This window comes from Citrobacter sp. RHBSTW-01013, assembly GCF_013781985.1.
Classification (GTDB): domain Bacteria; phylum Pseudomonadota; class Gammaproteobacteria; order Enterobacterales; family Enterobacteriaceae; genus Citrobacter; species Citrobacter braakii.
In genome coordinates this window covers 1283809-1304829 of sequence record NZ_CP056185.1, presented here as the reverse complement: position 1 = coordinate 1304829, position 21021 = coordinate 1283809, and the positions used below count along the sequence as shown (strand labels likewise).

Sequence of the window (21021 nt, the reverse complement as noted above, 5' to 3'; positions counted from 1 at the left end):
AAAACACCCAGGCCCCATCGAGGAACGGAGCCCGGGTGTCATATTAAAAGCCCGAAAATTTTACTGATTTCTGGGAAAAAAGCAATCAACATGTGATGAGGCTTTATACCAGGGCGTTACCATTGCAGCCAGTTTGGCGTCGGTGTGCGCGCAGAAAGCGGAACGTACATGCAGTACGTGAGCATTTCGAGCCCACCCCGACGTCAAAAAGGCAAATTAGGTAGCCCGATATATTTATCTACCAGGGAAGCCTGGCGGCATCATACCCTTCATGCCACGCATCATCTTCGCCATACCGCCTTTCTTCATTTTCTTCATCATGCGCTGCATGTCGTCGAACTGTTTCAGAAGGCGGTTTACGTCCTGTACCTGCATACCGCAGCCGGCAGCAATACGGCGTTTACGGGAACCTTTGATGATTTCCGGCTTAGCGCGTTCTTTCATCGTCATCGAGTTGATGATGGCTTCCATACGCACCAGCACTTTATCGTCCATCTGCGATTTCACGTTGTCTGGGATCTGCCCCATGCCAGGCAGCTTGCCCATCAGGCTTGCCATGCCGCCCATGTTTTTCATCTGGTTGAGCTGCTCAAGGAAATCGTTGAGATCGAAGCCGTCGCCTTTTTTCAGCTTGCTGGCTAATTTCTCTGCCTGCGCGCGGTCAACCTTGCTTTCGATATCTTCGATCAGCGACAGCACGTCACCCATGCCGAGAATACGCGAAGCAATACGATCCGGGTGGAACGGCTCCAGCGCTTCGGTTTTCTCGCCGACGCCGAGGAATTTAATCGGCTTGCCGGTGATATGACGAATAGAGAGCGCCGCACCACCACGAGCATCACCATCAACTTTGGTCAGCACGACACCGGTTAACGGCAGCGCTTCGTTGAAGGCTTTTGCGGTATTCGCGGCATCCTGACCGGTCATGGCATCGACCACAAACAGCGTTTCAACCGGCTTAATAGAAGCGTGGACCTGTTTGATTTCGTCCATCATCGCTTCATCAACGTGCAGGCGACCGGCGGTATCCACCAGCAGCACGTCGTAGAATTTGAGTTTGGCTTCTTTCAGCGCGGCGTTAACGATATCGACCGGCTTCTGGCCGACATCCGACGGGAAGAAGTCCACACCGACCTGCTCGGCCAGCGTTTCCAGCTGTTTTATCGCCGCCGGGCGATAAACGTCCGCGGAGACCACCAGCACTTTCTTCTTGTGCTTCTCACGCAGGAATTTCCCCAGCTTACCGACGCTGGTCGTTTTACCCGCCCCCTGCAGACCAGCCATCAGCACAACGGCTGGCGGCTGTGCAGCCAGATTCAGGGTCTGGTTTTCTTCGCCCATTGCCGCAACCAGTTCATTACGGACAATCTTGACGAACTCCTGACCCGGCGTCAGGCTTTTGTTAACTTCATGACCAACCGCTTTCTCTTTTACGCGATTGATAAACTCACGCACTACCGGCAGCGCTACGTCAGCCTCCAGCAGCGCCATGCGCACTTCGCGCAGCGTCTCTTTAACGTTGTCTTCAGTAAGGCGTCCACGGCCACTGATATTGCGCAGCGTGCGCGACAAACGATCGGTTAAATTATCAAACATTGTCTCTCGCCTGGGGTGGAAACGGTCGGTCGCGACAGCGACACATCAACAGAAATTTGTCGCAGTATAACATGAAGCCGCCTTTGTTGTTATGCAACGGTTGGAGCAGCGGTCACGTAACGCTATACTGCTTTTCTTTATCACTGGCCAACTGTCGACACCTATATGCCCGTTTTTGCTCTGCTCGCCCTTGTCGCCTACTCAGTCAGCCTCGCGCTGATTATTCCCGCTCTGCTGCAAAAAAACAGCGGCTGGCGGCGTATGGCTATTCTCTCTGCGGTTGTCGCGCTGGTAAGTCATGCTATCGCCCTGGAAGCGCGAATTCTGCCCGGCGGTGAAAGCGGACAAAACCTGAGTCTGTTGAACGTCGGCTCACTGGTTAGCCTGATGATCTGTACGGTAATGACTATCGTCGCTTCCCGCAATCGTGGCTGGCTATTGCTGCCCATTGTCTACGCCTTTGCGCTGATCAACCTGGCCTTCGCCACGTTTATGCCGAACGAGTTCATCACCCATCTCGAAGCTACGCCGGGCATGATGATTCACATCGGGCTATCGCTATTCGCTTACGCCACGCTGATTATCGCCGCACTGTATGCGCTGCAACTGGCATGGATCGACTACCAGTTGAAAAATAAAAAACTGGCCTTCAGCAATGAGATGCCGCCGCTAATGAGTATTGAGCGGAAAATGTTTCATATCACCCAAATTGGCGTGGTTCTGCTGACGCTCACCCTGTGCACAGGCCTGTTTTACATGCATAACCTGTTCAGTACCGAGAACATTGATAAAGCCGTTCTCTCTATCGTGGCATGGTTTGTCTATATCGTTCTGTTGTGGGGGCATTACCATGAAGGCTGGCGCGGACGTCGCGTCGTATGGTTTAACGTCGCAGGCGCAGGCATTCTAACGCTGGCCTATTTCGGCAGTCGTATCCTGCAGCAGTTCGTGAGTTAAATCTTTAAGGAACCCTACGTGGAACACATCTCCACCACCACGCTCATTGTCACGCTTCTCATCATGGTGGTCATTTCCGCCTATTTTTCCGGTTCTGAAACCGGAATGATGACCCTGAATCGCTATCGTCTACGTCATCGAGCCAAGCAGGGGAATCGTCAGGCAAAACGCGTTGAAAAGCTACTTCGTAAGCCGGATCGCCTCATAAGCCTGGTGCTCATCGGTAATAATCTGGTGAATATTCTGGCCTCCGCGCTCGGCACCATTGTCGGTATGCGCCTGTATGGCGATGCGGGTGTCGCCATTGCCACTGGGGTACTGACGTTTGTCGTGCTGGTTTTTGCCGAAGTACTGCCCAAAACTATTGCCGCGCTGTATCCAGAAAAAGTCGCCTATCCGAGCAGTGTACTGCTGGCTCCACTGCAGATTCTGATGATGCCGTTGGTGTGGCTACTCAACACCATCACGCGGCTACTTATGCGCATGATGGGCATCAAAACGGATATCGTGGTGAGCGGTTCGCTGAGTAAAGATGAACTGCGAACGCTGGTGAATGAATCGCGCTCGCAAATCTCACGCCGTAACCAGGATATGCTGCTGTCAGTGCTGGATCTGGAAAAAGTCAGCGTCGATGACATCATGATCCCGCGTAACGAAATCATCGGCATTGATATTAACGATGACTGGAAGTCAATCGTGCGTCAGCTTTCGCACTCTCCACATGGTCGTATTGTGCTGTACCGCGACTCGCTGGACGACGCCATCAGTATGCTGCGCGTACGTGAAGCCTGGCGATTGATGGCAGAGAAAAAAGAGTTCACCAAAGAGACCATGTTACGTGCCGCCGACGAAATTTATTACGTCCCGGAAGGTACGCCTCTCAGCACCCAGCTCATTAAGTTTCAGCGAAACAAGAAGAAAGTGGGTCTGGTTGTTAATGAATATGGCGATATTCAGGGGCTGGTCACGGTCGAAGATATTCTGGAAGAGATTGTCGGCGACTTCACCACCTCAATGTCACCCACGCTTGCCGAAGAGGTAACGCCGCAGAATGATGGCTCGGTGATCATTGACGGCAGCGCTAACGTTCGTGAAATCAATAAGGCGTTTAACTGGCACCTGCCGGAAGATGATGCACGTACCGTGAATGGTATTATTCTTGAAGCACTGGAAGAGATCCCGGTTGCCGGCACGCGTGTGCGCATTGGACAGTACGATATCAATATTCTCGACGTGCAGGACAATATGATTAAACAGGTGCAGGTATTGCCGGTCAAACCGCTACGGGAAAGCGTGTCGGACCAGTGAGAGTAATTCAGGCCGGGTAGCGCGTGAGCATTACCCGGCCTGAAGGCTGATTAGCCTTTGGCTTTCGCCACAGAGACCATCGCGGCGCGGATGGTACGTCCGTTCAGGGTATAGCCTTTCTGCATTACCATCAGCACATTACCGGCAGCAACGTCGTCAGACTCTACCATTGCAATTGCCTGGTGCACGTTCGGGTCCATCGGCACATCGATATCCGCAACCACCTGTACACCAAACTTCGCCACGACATCCAGCATTGACTTACGGGTCAGCTCAATACCTTCAACCATCGCCGCCATAGCGTCATTATCTTTGTCCGCCACTTCCAGCGCGCGGTCCAGGCTATCCAGCACCGGCAGCAGTTCGTTGACGAATTTTTCCAGCGCAAACTTATGCGCTTTTTCTACGTCCAGTTCGGTACGACGACGCAGGTTTTCCATTTCCGCTTTGATACGCAACACGCTGTCGCGCTCGCGAGTTTCGGCCTCAGCAAGCTGAGCTTCCAGATTCGCAATTTTTTCATCGCGCGGATCCACCTGCTCAGCAGAAGCGTCTGATTCAACCGCCTCAACTTCTTCGTGCTGATCCATGATAATTTCTTCCGGGGCTTGCCCCTCAGGCGTTTTCTGTTCTTTACTACTCATGAATTTCTCCGCGTTTTTTTCGCATTCATCTCGCTAACTTGGCTTATTATGGGGATCAGATTCAGGGATTCAAGGGAAGTACTCACATTGTCACTAATCTTCGTTACAAGGACCTCGAGAAAATGAACAAACATTTCAAGTGTATTGGCATTGTGGGGCATCCACGTCACCCCACTGCACTGACCACACATGAAATGCTCTACCGTTGGCTGTGCACCAAAGGTTATGAGGTTATCGTTGAGCAACAAATCGCCCACGAACTGCAGCTGAAAAATGTGAAAACCGGCACGCTCGCAGAGATTGGCCAACAGGCAGACCTCGCCGTGGTAGTCGGCGGCGACGGCAATATGCTGGGCGCCGCACGCACCCTGGCACGTTATGACATCAAGGTAATTGGCATTAACCGCGGCAACCTTGGTTTTTTGACCGACCTTGACCCAGACAATGCCCAACAACAGTTAGCTGACGTGCTGGAAGGCCACTACATCAGCGAAAAGCGCTTTTTACTCGAAGCTCAGGTGTGTCAACAGGATTGCCAGAAGCGCATTAGCACTGCCATCAATGAAGTTGTGCTGCACCCCGGGAAAGTGGCGCACATGATTGAATTTGAAGTCTATATCGATGAAATTTTTGCCTTCTCCCAACGTTCAGATGGGCTGATTATCTCCACGCCGACCGGCTCTACCGCCTACTCGCTCTCTGCCGGAGGCCCAATTCTGACGCCTTCTCTGGATGCCATTACGCTGGTACCCATGTTTCCGCATACGCTTTCCGCGCGACCGCTGGTGATCAACAGTAGCAGCACCATTCGCCTGCGCTTTTCCCATCGCCGTAACGATCTGGAGATCAGCTGTGACAGCCAAATCGCCCTACCTATACAGGAAGGTGAAGACGTATTGATTCGCCGCTGTGATTATCATCTGAACCTGATACATCCAAAAGATTACAGCTATTTCAACACATTAAGCACTAAGCTTGGTTGGTCAAAAAAATTATTCTAATTTAACGCCAACCTCTTTACTGTATAAAAAACCAGTTTATACTGTATGAAATCACAGTTATGGTTTTTCATACAGGAAAACAGCTATGTTGGCACAACTGACCATCAGCAATTTTGCTATCGTTCGTGAACTTGAGATCGATTTCCAGAACGGAATGACCGTTATCACCGGTGAGACCGGTGCGGGTAAGTCCATTGCCATTGATGCTCTCGGTTTGTGTCTGGGCGGACGCGCAGACGCAGACATGGTGCGTGCAGGCGCCATGCGAGCCGACCTCTGCGCCCGTTTTGCCTTAAAAGATACCCCCGCAGCCCTGCGCTGGCTGGAAGAGAACCAGCTTGAGGAAGGCCGTGAGTGTTTGCTGCGTCGCGTTATCAGCAGCGATGGCCGCTCCCGTGGGTTTATTAACGGAACCGCCGTTCCGTTATCGCAGTTGCGCGAGCTGGGTCAGTTACTTATTCAAATCCATGGCCAGCATGCGCATCAGCTCCTGACAAAATCAGAACACCAAAAATCCCTGCTTGATGGTTACGCCAATGAAGCGTCTCTGACCCAGGAAATGGCTGCGCGCTACCAACTATGGCACCAAAGTTGCCGTGACCTGGCGCATCATCAGCAACAAAGCCTGGAACGCGCAGCCCGGGCGGAATTGTTGCAATACCAGTTAAAGGAACTGAACGAATTCAATCCCCAGCCGGGTGAGTTTGAGCAAATTGATGAAGAGTACAAGCGCCTGGCTAACAGTGGGCAATTGCTCACCACCAGCCAACAGGCGCTGGCTATCCTGGCAGATGGTGAAGATATCAATCTGCAAAGCCAACTGTACACCGCAAAACACCTGGTCACTGAACTGGCAGGCATGGACGGCAAACTTTCAGGTATTCTGGATATGCTGGAAGAGGCCACCATCCAGCTCAGCGAAGCCAGCGACGAGCTGCGCCACTATTGCGATCGTCTGGATTTAGACCCTAACCGCTTGTTCGAACTCGAACAGCGTATCTCCAGGCAAATCTCGTTGGCGCGTAAGCATCATGTTGCCCCTGAAGTGCTGCCACAGTTCTATCAGTCGCTGCTGGATGAACAACAGCAACTGGACGATCAGGCCGACTCGCTCGAAACCTTAACCCTGGCGGTGAACAATCACCACCAGCAGGCGCTGGAAACGGCAAAAATGCTGCACCAACAGCGTCAGCATTATGCGCAGGAACTGGGACAACTTATTACAGAGAGCATGCATGCTCTCTCGATGCCGCACGGTGTCTTTTGCATTGATGTGAAATTTGAGGAGCACCATCTGAGCGCAGACGGTGCCGATCGCGTGGAGTTTAAAGTAACCACTAATCCAGGTCAGCCGTTACAGCCAATTGCGAAAGTCGCTTCCGGCGGGGAACTGTCACGTATTGCGCTGGCTATTCAGGTCATTACAGCACGTAAGATGGAAACGCCTGCGCTAATTTTCGATGAGGTGGATGTTGGTATCAGCGGCCCGACGGCTGCGGTAGTGGGTAAAATGTTGCGACAGTTGGGCGAGTCAACACAGGTAATGTGTGTTACTCACCTGCCGCAGGTTGCGGGCTGTGGTCATCAACATTTCTATGTCAGCAAAGAAACAGATGGCGCGATGACGGAAACACACATGCAGCCGCTTGATAAACGCGCTCGCCTGCAGGAATTAGCCCGTCTACTTGGCGGTAGCGAAGTGACGCGCAATACCCTCGCAAATGCAAAAGAACTGCTGGCGGCATAAACTTTTTTACCTTGTGAAGGTCTGAGTTCAACATAAAATCGCCGACCGACCCGACAGCAAAAGGTTTTAAAGTGGTGAAAGGTCTATTATCATCGGCATATTACATATGAGCCGCGTACTGCTCGGGCCCGAAAAGGAATCAAATCACTATGCGCTGTAAAACGCTGACTGCTGCTGCAGCAGTACTACTGATGTTGACTGCAGGCTGTTCCACTCTGGAGCGAGTGGTTTACCGCCCTGACATCAACCAGGGAAATTATCTGACACCTACCGATGTCGCTAAAGTGCGCACGGGTATGACGCAACAGCAGGTTGCTTATGCTCTGGGTACACCAATGATGTCCGATCCTTTTGGCACTAACACCTGGTTTTATGTGTTCCGTCAGCAACCTGGACATGAAGGCGTAACCCAGCAAACGCTGACGCTGACCTTTAACAGCAGCGGCGTATTGACCAACATTGATAACAAACCCGCTTTGACCGATAACAAGTAGGTTTGAGAGATCAAAAAAAGGTGCTCAATGAGCACCTTTTTTATTGTCTGTTACTTTTTAGCGGATTTCTCTGCTCGCTGTCTGCGCAGCTCTTTTGGGTCCGCAATCAGTGGCCGGTAAATTTCCACCCGATCGCCGTCATGCAGAACATCAGCAAGCTTTACCGGACGGCTGTAGATACCCACTTTATTTTTACTGAGATCGATATCGGTACGTAATTCCAGCAGCCCGGAAGCGCGGATAGCCTCTTCCACCGTTGCGCCCTGCTGCAGCGTTACGCGCTGTAAATACTGTTTCTCGGGTAGCGCGTACGCCACTTCAACGACAATTTTAGCCGACGCTGACACTGTAAACCTCTTTCGCGCGAACCGTGAAGGCCTGCACCATATTTGAAGCCAGTTCTTTAAAGATACGGCCAAACGCCAGCTCGATTAACTTATTGGTGAACTCAAAATCGAGGTGAAATTCAATACGACACGCTTCATGACTCAGTGGCGTAAACTTCCAACCGCCAATCAGTTTCTTGAACGGCCCATCGACCAGATGCATCAGAATGCTCTGATTACTGGTCAGTTGATTGCGCGTGGTGAACGTTTTGCTGATCCCTGCTTTCGAGACATCCACAGCGGCCGTCATTTGTCCCGGAGTCGACTCCAGTACGCGACTGCCGGTGCAACCCGGCAAAAACTGAGGATAGGACTTAACATCATTCACTAGCTGATACATCTGTTCCGCACTGTAGGGTACTAAAGCGGTCCGGCTAATCTGAGGCATAACAATTCCCATCAATATCAATCACACAAATAATACCATTTATCACCCGCTAAAAAAAACGCTATAGCCTAACTCGTGCTAAGATAGCGCCTTGCGCCCCGCTGGATGAAATGGGGTGTTTTTCGATTCCAGATTACCTATACTGAGCGGCATTATGACGAAGAAAAAAGCACACAAACCTGGCTCAGCCACAATCGCGCTAAACAAGCGCGCACGACACGAATACTTTATTGAAGAAGAGTTCGAAGCAGGACTCGCCCTGCAAGGTTGGGAAGTCAAATCCCTGCGCGCGGGTAAAGCCAACATCGGCGACAGCTATGTCATACTCAAAGACGGCGAAGCGTTCCTGTTTGGCGCCAACTTCACGCCGATGGCGGTGGCCTCAACACACGTGGTATGCGACCCCACCCGAACCCGTAAACTGTTGTTAAACCAGCGTGAACTCGACTCCCTGTATGGTCGTATGAATCGTGATGGTTATACCGTCGTTGCGCTTTCGTTATACTGGAAGAATGCCTGGTGCAAAGTGAAAATTGGCGTTGCGAAAGGTAAGAAACAGCACGACAAGCGCTCTGATGTGAAAGAACGCGAATGGCAGTTAGATAAAGCGCGTATCATGAAAAATGCTGGCCGCTAAATGCTACTCCCCTGTGACCAGTCTCTCCTCCTGAGACTGGTTCTTATTTTTTAGTTATCGAAACCCACACAATACATTCACCGAGTTTATAGTTTATTTATGCTGAATCGTTCAGATATGAAATAAACCCCCTGTCATTACCGTTGCGGTCTATAGTCCAATAATATAAAAGTTCAAGACCATAGCATTCATATTTCCATTTATTTAATAACACTATTATTACTATTGTTTATTATATTGACATTCATTTCAATAAAAACAAAATCATTTAAATACAATTAGTTGCCATGAAAACAACCGTTAAAAGCAAACTGGAAAGTATCCTTTTCAAATGACTAATTACTTTTTTAATATGGATAAGTTGCAGAATACTTTCTTTCTGACTATATCATCTAATACGAAAGAACTATTCAGCCGAAAGGGCCCAGACGTATTTAATCAATAAACTAACATCTATGTGACCTAATCAATGAAATTACATGTGTAAATTCATCTTTATGATGAACGGAGCCCCTGTCTGCTCATTTTCCCAGCGCGCTGTTGCGGATTAATACTCCCGGCATGCCATCAGGAGTGAACATATGCGTCTACTCGCCGTTGTATCAAAATTAACTGGCGTTTCCACAAATGTTGAAGCCTCTGAAGTTACGCTCAGTTCACCTTCTATCGTGAAACTGTCTGTGTCGCGTGAGGAGGTGAGTCAACTCACGCGCGTTAATCAGGATCTGGTTGTCACACTCCGCTCAGGTGAAACCATCACTATTAAAAATTTCTACCTCGGAAAAGGTGAAGCGCAAAACCAACTTGTTCTGGAGGACAGTAATGGCGCACTGTGGTGGGTTCAGGATACTGACGGAGCATTCCATTTCCAGCACCTGGACGATCTCACACCGCTGATGACGGCCGAAGGCAGTCATGAAGGCGGCGCCGTCTGGCCGTGGGTTCTTGGCGGGATCGCTGTCGCTGGCGGGATTGGCCTCGCTGCGGGTGGTGGTGGCGGCGGTGGCGGTGGGAGTGATAATAACGCTGGAAACGGTAATGCCGGGAACGGCAATGGTAGCGGCGGCAACGGCGAAGGTAACGGTAACGGTGACGGTGACGGTGACGGTGATGGCGGCACACCGCCAACGACAACCCCTAACAGGCCAGACGTCCCCGTTATCACCAGCATAATCGATAACCAGGAGCTGATTACTGGCCCTGTCAACCAGCAGGAATCCACCAACGATAATACGCCGACACTCCAGGGCACCGGCCCCGCGAATGCCACATTACATATTTTTGATAACGGCGTCGAAATAGGCCAGGTGACAATCGATGCCAACGGCAACTGGTCGTTTACGCCATCCTCTCCTCTGGCAGACGGCACGCACCAGTTTACCGTCAGCGCTTCAGACGGTACGGGCAGCAGTGGCATGTCGGACAGTTGGGAAATTATTGTCGATTCGCTTGCCCCCGACGCCCCCGTGGTCACTCACGAAACCGACAATGTCGGTTCCATTACCGGCCTTATCGCCAATAACGGCGTAACCGACGATGCCACGCCGACGCTCAAGGGCACTGGCGAAGTAGGCAGTACCATCAACATCTATGACAATGGCATCCTGATTGGTATGCAAACTGTAGATAGCAATGGTAACTGGACATTTACACCGGACATTCCGCTCAGCGATGGTGTTCACAATCTGACGCTGACGCAAACTGACGCCGCGGGTAACGTGAGCGCGGAAACGCGCGTGCCGACATTCACCGTTGATACCACCCCACCTGCAGCCGCAGTCATTTCCTCCGTTAATCCAGAAGGTACCGAGGTAACTGGTCGCGCTGAGGCGGGAAGCCTGGTCATTATCATCGGCAGTAATAATCAGGTTTTGGGTTCAACAACGGTCGGTCAAACCGGCAATTTCGTCATCGCGATTTCGCCCTCACAGACGCACGGTGAAGCGCTGATCGCGAAAATTCAGGACCAGGCAGGCAACATCGGGCCAGATACCTCTTTCAATGCCACCAACTCTGGCTACCCGGGCGTGCCTGTTATCGTCAGCATAATGGATGATTTTGCCCCCTCAACCGGACCATTGAGCAATAATCAGGCCACCAACGATAATACCCCCACGCTCTCTGGCACTGCCGACGCCAACAGCACGGTGACTATTTACGACAACGGCACAATTATCGACAGCGTACTGGCTGACGGTAACGGTAACTGGACATGGACTTCCAGCTCCCCGTTATCAGATGAGCTACACGCCTTCAGCGCCACCGCGACAAACCAGTCAGGTACAGGAGGCATGTCACCAGCGTTCAATATCAGCATCGACACACAACCACCGTCAGCGCCGGACGATCTGAACGTATCTGCCGATGGCACTGTTGTTACCGGGACGGCCGAGCCGGGCAATACCGTGGTTATCACCGGCAGTGGCGGAACTCAGATCGGCAGCGGCGTCGCCGGAACGGACGGCTCATTTACCATCACCATTAACCCACCACAGACCAATGGCGAAACCATTGAAGCCATCGCAACCGATCCGGCAGGAAACCCAAGCCTGCCAGAAACGGCGCTTGCACCAGACATTACCGCGCCACAGCCCCCAACAAACCTGCTAGTTAATGGCACTGGCGACCAGGTCACCGGCAAGGCCGAACCCAACAGTACGGTCAATATTCTGGATCCAGATGGCAATATCATTGGTACGGCAACTGCTGATACGGATGGGGATTTCACCGCAACGCTGGTTCCGCCGCAAACCAACGGCGAGACCCTTACGGCAAATGCGACCGACACCGCAGGTAACAAGGGCGACAACGCCTCTGTCACCGCACCGGACACCACGGCACCTGATGCGCCAACCGGCGTCACCGTCGCCGGAGACGGCGGTTCTGTAAGCGGACATGCTGAAGCGGGAAGCACCGTCACCGTTAAAGACAGCAACGGTAACCCGATTGGCATAGGCCAGGCTGACAGCGGCGGCAATTTCACCGTGTCTATAGCGCCGTCGCAAAAGAACGGCGAAACGGTAAACGTCACAGCAACGGACAGCAGCAATAACGAGAGTCAGCCTACCTCCGCGTTGGCTCCGGATATCACTGCACCAAACCAGCCAGTTATTATTGCCGTTACTGATGATGTTGACGATTTCACTGGCCCCATCAATAACAATGGGTTAACCAACGACGATAAACCGAAAATTGAAGGCATCGCCGAAGCAGGTTCGCGGGTCAAAATTTATGATAATGGCACCCTGCTTGCGACCGTTAACGCTGATAACAACGGTAACTGGAACTATACGCCCACCGCAGCACTAAGCCAGGGCGCGCACGTATTTACGGTGACGGCAACAGACGCTGCCAACAACACCAGCAGCGCCGCCAGTTGGAAAATTATTGTCGATAGCATCGCCCCAACCGTTCCAGTGATAACGTTGGTTAACGATGATGTTGGCAGCATTACGGGCAACGTCGCGAACAACGGATTCACCAACGACAAAACGCCAACAATCTCAGGAACCGGTGAACCCGGTTCGCTGGTGACGCTGTATGATAATGGTCTGCAAATGGCAGCCTTTTTTATCGACAGAACAGGCACCTGGAGCCATAACGTTACAACCGATGAGGCCCTCGCCGAAGGCACTCACCGTTTTACGGTGACCGCAACGGATGCCGCCGGGAACGTCGTCACTTCCCCCAACCCTGTCATCGTGACCGTTGATACCCTGGCACCCGCAGCGCCCGTTATTGTGAGCGCCACCGACGACGTTGGGAATGCGCCGATCGATCTGCCTTCCGGAAGCCGTTCAAACGATACCTTACCAGAGCTGAAAGGAACCGGAATAGCCGGTTCTACAATCACCCTCTATGAGGGTTCCACGCCAATTGGCAGCACAACGGTTTTACCCGCCGGCACCTGGAGTATTCAACTCAGCCAACCGCTCAGTGAAGGCGCACACAATTTATCTGCTATCGCCACGGACGCTGCAGGCAACGCCAGCAATGCCGGGAACTTTACGCTGACGATTGATACCACCCCACCAGTTGCCCCGGTTATCAGCTCTGCAGAAGGTCTTATTGGGACAAATCTACAAACGCTGAGTAACGGCAGCAGTACCAAGAGCTCGAATCCCGAACTCTCCGGAACCGGCGAGCCCGGCGCGAAGATTACGATTTATGATAATGGCGGTTCTATTGGCACCGTCACCGTACAGCCAGACGGCATCTGGACATTTACCCCAACCTCACTCGCCGACGGGCCGCATAAATTCACCGCCACGGCGACTGACGTTGCAGGCAACACGGGGATCCCGTCGGCAAGCTTTACTCTGACAGTAGACAATACGCCTCCCGCACAACCAGCCGCGCCAATCATTACCGACGATGTGGCTCCGGTAACGGGAGTGGTCACTAATGGCAACACCAATGACACCACGCCAACCTTTAGCGGCACGGGGAACGTCGGGGATCTGATTACCCTCTATCTTGCTGGTACTCCCCCATTGCAGGGAACAGCAACAGTAGGTGCAGACGGTACCTGGAGCTTCACTCCGTCAGCACCGGTTGTTCCTGGTAGTTATCAGGTAACTCTCACCGCAACCGATCCAGCAGGCAACGTCAGCCAGCCATCTAACGCCATAACACTGAACATCGACACGACGCCATCTGCACCTCCGGTGATTATCGCCGCCAACGATAATGTCGGTGACGCCACGGGCGACCTTGCGCCAGATGCCGTGACTGATGACACCACGCCAACCATTCGCGGTACTGGCACAGACGGGGATACCATCACCCTGTATAACGGGGGGACGGTGATCGGTACTACAACGGTGGCTGGTGGAACCTGGAGTATTACGCCAGGGACTGCGCTGGCGAACGGAAGCTACACGTTAAGCGCCACCGCAACCGATCCGGCAGGTAACATCAGCAGCAATTCAAACAGCATTTCGTTTACGGTTAACAACACGAAGCTGACGTTGCCGCAGGTAACGGATATCCAGGATAACGTTGGAATCTTTACCGGTTCGCTAACCAGTGGCAGCGTTACGGACGATACCACCCCGACCCTCAGCGGGACCGGCACACCGGGCAGTACAGTGTTAATTTTCGATGGCAATAATCCCGTCGCAATTGCTACGGCTACGGTTGCTGCTAACGGCACCTGGAGTGTGGATGTTCCCCTCACGCCGAACGTCACTCACACACTGACGTTCGGCGCAGTGGATGCCGCAGGTAACTCACTGGCTGCAGATAACCCGCTGACTGTGATTGTCGATACCCTGCCGCCTGCAACGCCTACGGTTACCAGCGTAGATCCTAACGGGACGCTGGTAAGCGGTACGGCCGACGCCGGCAGCACCGTGATTATTCGCAGCGGTAACACCATTCTCGGCCAGGGGGTGGCAGACGGTTCTGGTAACTTTGCTGTCACCATTTCGCCAGCGCAAACAACCGGTCAGGCGCTCAACGCCATCGCTCAGGATACCGCCGGAAATCAAAGTGATCCGACAACGTTTAACGCCGCTACCTCCAGCGTTCCGCATCCACCGACTCTTGAGATCGTTGATGACATCGCGCCCATCATGGGGGTGATTGGCAACGGTAAAACCACCAACGACACCTTACCGCTGCTGCAAGGGACCGCCACTGCAGGGGCATCGGTGACTATCTATCAAAATGGCGCATCCATCGCCACGGTAACCGCCGATGCCGTGTCTGGCGCATGGAGTTATCAGCTACCCACTGCGCTGACTAACGGCATAACCTATAACTTCACGGTTTCACAAACCGTGGGCGGTACCCCAAGTGGTCTGTCACCCAACTACGCAATCACCATCGACACCACGCCCCCGCAGGTGCCAACTATCACCAGCATTATTGACGATATTGCCCCCGGCACCGGATCGTTGGATAAAGGGCAAATTACCAACGATTCACGCCCGACGTTTAACGGAACCGGCGAAGCGGGGGCAACCATCACCCTTTACGATAATGGCATCGCTTATGCCACTACCACAGTAAACAGCAACGGATTCTGGAGTTTTACCCCGACCGCTCCGCTGGGAGAAGGCGACCATATCTTTACCGCTCGCGCAACAGATGCCGCAGGCAACCAGGGAGATCCATCCGGTGATTTCCAGATCATTGTCGATACCCTGGTGCCGAATGCCCCCTCTATTGTGACAGTCACGGACAACGTTGGTGCGATTCAGACCCTGACCTCCGGGCAGTTGACCAACGATAATACTCCAACGCTTGCTGGCGTTACCGAGGCGGATTCGCTTGTTACCATCCGCGATAACGGGGCGGTCATTGGCACAACCATCAGCGATGAAAACGGCAACTGGAGCTTTACGCCTGCGCCTGCCCTCGGTGAAGGCAGCCACTCGCTGACTGCCACCGTCACAGATGGCGCGGGCAATATCAGCCCGGCAACGCCACCGTTTGTGGTTGTCGTCGACACGCTGCCGCCAGCGGCACCGACCATTACCTCCGTAATTGACGATCAGCCTGGCAATACAGCGCTGACCAACGGACAACTGACAAACGATGCGCAGCCTACGCTGAACGGCAAAGGCGAGATCGGTACCATCATCACGATCCGTGATAATGGCGTCGCCATCGGTACAGCGCAGGTGGACGAGTCAGGCAACTGGCGCTTCACACCGGATGCACCACTGGGACAGGGACAACATATATTCACCACCGTTGCCACCGATCAGGCAGGTAACTCCGGCGGAGTATCATCATCGTTTACTATTGAGCTGGACTCAGTTGCCCCGTCAATCCCGGTCATCAGCTCAGTTCAGGACAGCACCGCACCGACAACAGGCCCGATAACCAACGGGCAGACCACGAATGAATCCCGTCCGGCCCTGAGCGGCACCGGTGAAATTGGCGCGACCATTACCGTCCTGAGCGATGGTCAGCCCATCGGCACCACCACCGTTGGGGCAAACGGCACCTGGAGCTTAACCCCAACGGATGCACTCAGTAACGGCCCGCATACGCTGACCGTCACCGCCACCGACAGCGCCGGTAATACCAGCCAGCCATCCAATAGCTTCACGCTTATCGTGGATACCGTGTTGCCTGGTACGCCAGCGATTACTCAGGTTGCAGATGATGTCGGCCCGCTGATCGGTAATCTGAACAACGGTCAGGCCACGAACGATCCACTCCCGACGCTTAGCGGCACGGCTGAAGCCAATGCCACGGTAAGAGTTTACGATAACGGATCGTTTATCGGCTTTACCTCAGCGGATGGCACGGGCGCCTGGAGCTTCACGCCAGGAACCGAGCTTGGCAACGGTAACCACGCGCTGACGGTGACAGCCACCGACGCTGCCGGAAACGTCAGCCTCACGTCCGCTGGATTTAACATCGTTGTTGATACCGTCGCCCCGCTTGCGCCAACGATTATCCAGGCTTTTGATGACGTGCAGCCGGGAACCGGAACGCTGTCGAGCGGGGCCTTTACCAACGACACCCGTCCCGTACTCAACGGCTCGGCGGAAGCCGGTGCCCGGGTAGCCATTTACGATAATAGCACGCTGCTGGCAACGGTAACTGCGGCGATAGACGGCACCTGGGAATATCTGCCTGCCGCGCTGGGTAACGGTCAGCATGTGTTTACCGCTATCGCCACCGATGCCGCCGGAAACGTAAGTCCCACCTCCGGCGGGTTTATTATTAATGTCGACACCATTGCGCCATCCTCCCCGCTGCTGGTCTCAGTGGTGGATGATATCGCAGGCGGCGTGTTCAATGCGGCGCTCAACAACGGACAACTGACCAACGATGCGCGCCCGACGCTGAACGGTACCGCCGAGGCAGGCAGCACCGTCAGCATCTATGATGGAAGCACCCTGCTGGGTACGGCGCTGGTGCAAAGTAATAACAGTTGGTCGTTTACCCCAACTACGCCGCTGACGAATGGATCGCACACCTTCACCGTCACCGCGACTGATGCGGCGGGCAACACCAGCAGTGCGACGGCAGGCTTTAGCGTGGTGGTCGACACCACGGCGCCGACGCGGCCTTCAATCAGCAGCATTATTGACGACGTCGGGCCAAACACCGGGGCGATTGGCGCTAATCAGCCAACCAACGATGCACGCCCAACGTTAAACGGCACCACAGAAGCCAACGCGCGGGTCGATATTTACGATAACGGCAGCTTTGTCATCAGCGTGACGGCGGACGGCAGCGGTAACTGGAGTTACACCCCAACCACCGCGCTGGCACAAGGTACCCACTCCTTTACCATCACCGCAACGGACAGTGCGGGTAATACCAGTGGCATATCGTCTGCGGCAGCGATCGTGGTCGATACCGTCGCCCCGGGCATTCCTACAGGGCTGGCGGTAAACGCCAACGGTACCACGCTCACCGGCGTTGCCGAGCCAAACAGCACGGTCATTATTACCTCCAGCGGTGGAACGGTGCTCGGCACGGCAACCGCCAACGCCTCCGGTAATTTCACCTTCACGCTGAACCCACCGCAAATCAGTGGGCAAACGCTGCAGGTCAGCGCCCAGGATGCCGCAGGCAACATCGGCACGGCGGGTAACGTTCTGGCACCGTTTACCGGCGTACCGCCTGTACCAGTTATTGCCAGCGTACTTGATGACGTCGGTACGATCACGGGGCCCGTCGCCCCCGGTAAAACAACCAATGATACGCTGCCAACGCTCAGCGGAACGGCGCAGGCTAACGCCATCGTCAGCCTGTACAACAACGGTGTGCTCATGGGCACCACAACCGCAGACGGTAACGGGATCTGGAGCTTTACCCCATCCGGGGCGCTCAGCGAAGGTAACCACGCGTTTACCGCCACTGCAACAAACGCCAACGGCGCAAGCGGATTGTCCAGCTCGTTCAGCGTGATTGTGGACACCACGCCACCGACCGCGCCAACGATACTGATCAGCGCCGATGGCGGCACCGTCAGCGGCGTCGCCGAAGCGGGAAGCACGGTCACTATCTCCCTGCCCGGCGGCACCAGCGTGACGGCAATCGCCAACAGCAGCGGTGTCTACAGCGTCAACCTGCCGGTTCGCCAAATTGAAGGCCAGTCGCTGTCCGCCACGGCGACCGATGCGGCGGGCAATACCTCATCGCCGACAAGCGCTATCGCACCGGTATTGCCACTGCTGGCTGAAGACAACGTCACCAGTCTGCCGCTGCAAACCGATGTTATCGTCAGCACCGATCATCAAAGCGATTATGGTTTCCTGCTGGTTAATGCGTTGGGGAATGTCGCCAACGTGCTGGGGAACGATACGGCAAGCGTTAATTTCAGCATCGCTTCTGGCGGCAGCGGGTCCATTACGATCAATGCCGCCGCGACCGGCGTGGTGCTGTCGCTGTTAAACACGCTTGAAGTCGTTATCCAGCGCTTTGACACCGGGCTGAATGCCTGGGTAACGGTGGTGGATACCGGGAAACCAGACTTCGCCAGCCTGCTCACCCTGGGTGCCTCGGGCGTAACGCTCAATTACGGCGGACTGACTGGTGGTGATTACCGCGTGGTCAGCTACAACACCAACCTGCTGGCGACCGGCGCATACACCAGCCTTGATGTCTCGGTGGTGAAAGCCAGCGCAGGGACCATCATCGGCGGTACCACGGAATCCGGGAACATCATTACGGATACCGATCCCGCCAACGGGCAGGATAATGCGCCTTCCGGCACGTTGGTCACCTCCATCACCGACGGTAACGGCAACGTCGTGAATATCCCGGCGGGCGGCATTGATGTGCAGGGGAAATACGGCATCCTGCATATCAATCAGAACGGTAGCTACACCTATACCCTGACCAATACGTCAATCTCGGTGTATGGGCGCTCCGAAAGCTTCACCTACACGCTGACGCATGGCAGCGATCACTCCTCGGCAAAACTGGTGGTAACGCTCGGTCAGGCTCCAACCACCAGCACGGTAACCGCGGCAGACGATGCAGCAGTGCTGACTTACGGAACGCAGGTCATCGCGGTTGACCACTTGCCATCACAACAAACCGGCTTCACGCTCGCCAGCGTCGGACTCGGCAATGTGCTGGACGTCAGTCTGGTCAACGGTCTGACTAACCCGATTAAGTTCAACGTTGACGATGGCGCAACCCGCACGCTGACCGTACAGGCGAATGTTCTCGGCGTGACGCTTGGCGGCTTCGATCTCTATGTTTATCGCTTCAACGAGTCAATTCAGCAGTATGAGCAGTACCGGGTACAGCCAAACTGGGTCACTGCCCTACTGGGCGGAAGTTCTTCAGCGTATACCATTACGCTACCAGGTGGCGATTATCTGTTCCTGCTTAACGCCTCCGGCGGCCTGACGCTGCTGACCAGCTATACCCTGAATATTCAGGCCGATCACACCTACGCCGTCGACAGCCTGAGTGCGACAACCAATGGCAATCTGCTGGTCAACGACTCAGCTCCGGCCAATACCGTTATCACCGAAGTAAACGGTATTGTCGTTAACGGGACGGGCACTACCACTATTAATGGACAGTACGGCACGCTGACTATCGATGCGAAGGGGAACTACACCTACACGCTAAGAAGCGGACTGGGTGCAGACGGTATCAACACCCCAGACAGCTTCGTGTATAAGGTCAGAGCACCAAACGGCGATACCGGCAGCGCCTCGCTGAATATCAAACCAACGCCGCAGCCGCTGGACGCCGTAAATGACGTCAGCAGCACGATGGCGGTCACCACGCAGGCGGACACCTCCAGATTGTTTGCTGACAACAGCGTCGGGAACGCCAGTTGGAACGCCCAACTCCTTTCTCCCACCTCACAAAATGGCACTGGCGTCATTGAGGTCGCGACGGGAACGGCGGTGCAAAACGCCATACTGCATTTTAACGTTGCTTCAGGTCTGACGCTGGGCGGACTGACCGTCACCTGGGCGCTGTATGACAGCAACAACGTTAAGGTTGCCAGTAACTCATTCAACGGTGGATTGCTCATTGGCGGCAATATCGATATTGCCCTGGGGATCATGTTGCACCCCGGTAACTATCGACTCGACTACACTGGCAGCGTCGGGGCTTTAGGGCTGGGGAATATCACCATCACCCCTAGCGTGAAAGGCACGATAATCGACCTGCAAAACTTCGAGACTTCCACAGCGAACAGCGTCGCCGGCAACATTTATGACGGGGACCATATTACCAGCGTGCATACCTTGCTGACGGTGAACGGCACGGGCGGTAGCACCGCCACGCTGGATCCGCTGAGCAGCACGACCAGCGCCATCATTAACGGACTGTACGGCAAACTGACCATTGGCATTGATGGTCATTACACCTACGCCCTCAACAGCGATGTCTCACTTTCCACCATCCTCACCAAAGAGACATTTACTTACACCCTAAACGATCAGAATGGGCATACCGATACCGCTACGTTGACCATCAACATGAATCCGCAGGTTGTAAGCACCGTAGATGCCGATCGTTTTACCGGCAGTGTCTACGGCGATACGCTGATTTATCACCTGCTCAACGCCAACGATGCTACCGGTGGTAACGTTGGCAATGTTGGCGTTGGACCTACCGATACCTGGACCAACTTCTCGCTGGCCCAGGGTGACAAAATCGATATCGGCGACCTGCTGGTGGGCTGGAACGGGCAGAACGCTACGCTCGGCAACTACCTCACCGTGACCACCAACGGTAACAACACGGTGATTGCCATCGACCGCGACGGTACCGGCAACACCTGGCACTCAACCAATCTCATAACGCTGGAGAACGTACACACCACGCTCGATGAGCTGGTGCAACAAAATCACATTGTGCCCTGAAGCTAACGCATAACGTTAAAGCGCCATAACTACAGCCCCGGATGCCA

The 21021-nt window shown here is 54.0% G+C and carries 11 protein-coding genes; 7 read left to right on the top strand and 4 right to left on the bottom strand.

The window, feature by feature from the left end; translation table 11 throughout:
* Positions 1-234 precede the first annotated feature (234 nt).
* Positions 235-1596: a signal recognition particle protein gene (gene ffh, locus HV350_RS06215; RefSeq protein WP_003031226.1), complete on the bottom strand. Its 1362-nt coding sequence runs from the start codon at positions 1594-1596 to the stop codon at positions 235-237.
* Between the two features lie 165 nt (positions 1597-1761).
* On the opposite strand from ffh, the gene HV350_RS06210 reads away from it, so the two are divergent.
* Both HV350_RS06210 and HV350_RS06205 read left to right on the top strand, forming a co-directional pair.
* On the top strand, positions 1762-2553 hold the full coding sequence (locus HV350_RS06210; protein WP_003031224.1) for an inner membrane protein YpjD: 792 nt from the start codon (positions 1762-1764) through the stop codon (positions 2551-2553).
* Positions 2554-2571: 18 nt separating this feature from the next.
* Positions 2572-3861: an HlyC/CorC family transporter gene (locus tag HV350_RS06205; protein WP_181630021.1), complete on the top strand. Its 1290-nt coding sequence runs from the start codon at positions 2572-2574 to the stop codon at positions 3859-3861.
* Between the two features lie 50 nt (positions 3862-3911).
* On the opposite strand, the gene grpE is transcribed toward HV350_RS06205, so the two are convergent.
* Positions 3912-4505, bottom strand: coding sequence for a nucleotide exchange factor GrpE (grpE, locus tag HV350_RS06200; protein ID WP_003031221.1), 594 nt, complete (start codon positions 4503-4505; stop codon positions 3912-3914).
* A gap of 122 nt (positions 4506-4627) precedes the next feature.
* Here grpE and nadK point away from each other — a divergent pair, with 122 nt between their 5' ends.
* From nadK to bamE, 3 genes are all read left to right on the top strand, one after another.
* Entirely contained in the window at positions 4628-5506 is an 879-nt protein-coding gene (nadK, locus tag HV350_RS06195) for an NAD(+) kinase (protein ID WP_016154073.1), read from the top strand.
* An 85-nt stretch (positions 5507-5591) separates the two neighbouring features.
* A complete protein-coding gene (gene recN, locus HV350_RS06190) occupies positions 5592-7253 on the top strand; it encodes a DNA repair protein RecN (protein ID WP_016157188.1) in 1662 nt (553 codons plus the stop codon).
* 149 nt (positions 7254-7402) lie between these two features.
* A complete protein-coding gene (bamE, locus tag HV350_RS06185) occupies positions 7403-7747 on the top strand; it encodes an outer membrane protein assembly factor BamE (protein ID WP_003826401.1) in 345 nt (114 codons plus the stop codon).
* A 50-nt stretch (positions 7748-7797) separates the two neighbouring features.
* Here the strand turns inward: bamE and HV350_RS06180 are convergent, their stop codons facing one another.
* Complete coding sequence (locus HV350_RS06180; protein ID WP_003839823.1) at positions 7798-8094, bottom strand: RnfH family protein; 297 nt, start codon at positions 8092-8094, stop codon at positions 7798-7800.
* The gene (gene ratA / locus HV350_RS06175; protein WP_003031213.1) at positions 8078-8521 is read right to left on the bottom strand and encodes a type II toxin-antitoxin system toxin RatA; all 444 of its coding nucleotides are present in this window, start codon (positions 8519-8521) and stop codon (positions 8078-8080) included. The genes HV350_RS06180 and ratA overlap by 17 nt, the downstream gene beginning before the upstream one ends.
* 154 nt (positions 8522-8675) lie before the next feature.
* On the opposite strand from ratA, the gene smpB reads away from it, so the two are divergent.
* Positions 8676-9158, top strand: coding sequence for an SsrA-binding protein SmpB (smpB, locus tag HV350_RS06170; protein ID WP_003031211.1), 483 nt, complete (start codon positions 8676-8678; stop codon positions 9156-9158).
* Between the two features lie 581 nt (positions 9159-9739).
* Entirely contained in the window at positions 9740-20974 is an 11235-nt protein-coding gene (locus tag HV350_RS06165) for a BapA/Bap/LapF family large adhesin (RefSeq protein ID WP_181630019.1), read from the top strand.
* Positions 20975-21021: the final 47 nt, after the last annotated feature.

What these genes read in the sequence shown, in the direction of transcription:
- ffh (WP_003031226.1), bottom strand. Translation starts at nt 1,596, where the DNA reads ATGTTTGATAATTTAACCGATCGTTTGTCGCGCACGCTGCGCAATATC.
- HV350_RS06210 (WP_003031224.1), top strand. Translation starts at nt 1,762, where the DNA reads ATGCCCGTTTTTGCTCTGCTCGCCCTTGTCGCCTACTCAGTCAGCCTC.
- grpE (WP_003031221.1), bottom strand. Translation starts at nt 4,505, where the DNA reads ATGAGTAGTAAAGAACAGAAAACGCCTGAGGGGCAAGCCCCGGAAGAA.
- nadK (WP_016154073.1), top strand. Translation starts at nt 4,628, where the DNA reads ATGAACAAACATTTCAAGTGTATTGGCATTGTGGGGCATCCACGTCAC.
- recN (WP_016157188.1), top strand. Translation starts at nt 5,592, where the DNA reads ATGTTGGCACAACTGACCATCAGCAATTTTGCTATCGTTCGTGAACTT.
- bamE (WP_003826401.1), top strand. Translation starts at nt 7,403, where the DNA reads ATGCGCTGTAAAACGCTGACTGCTGCTGCAGCAGTACTACTGATGTTG.
- ratA (WP_003031213.1), bottom strand. Translation starts at nt 8,521, where the DNA reads ATGCCTCAGATTAGCCGGACCGCTTTAGTACCCTACAGTGCGGAACAG.
- smpB (WP_003031211.1), top strand. Translation starts at nt 8,676, where the DNA reads ATGACGAAGAAAAAAGCACACAAACCTGGCTCAGCCACAATCGCGCTA.
- HV350_RS06165 (WP_181630019.1), top strand. Translation starts at nt 9,740, where the DNA reads ATGCGTCTACTCGCCGTTGTATCAAAATTAACTGGCGTTTCCACAAAT.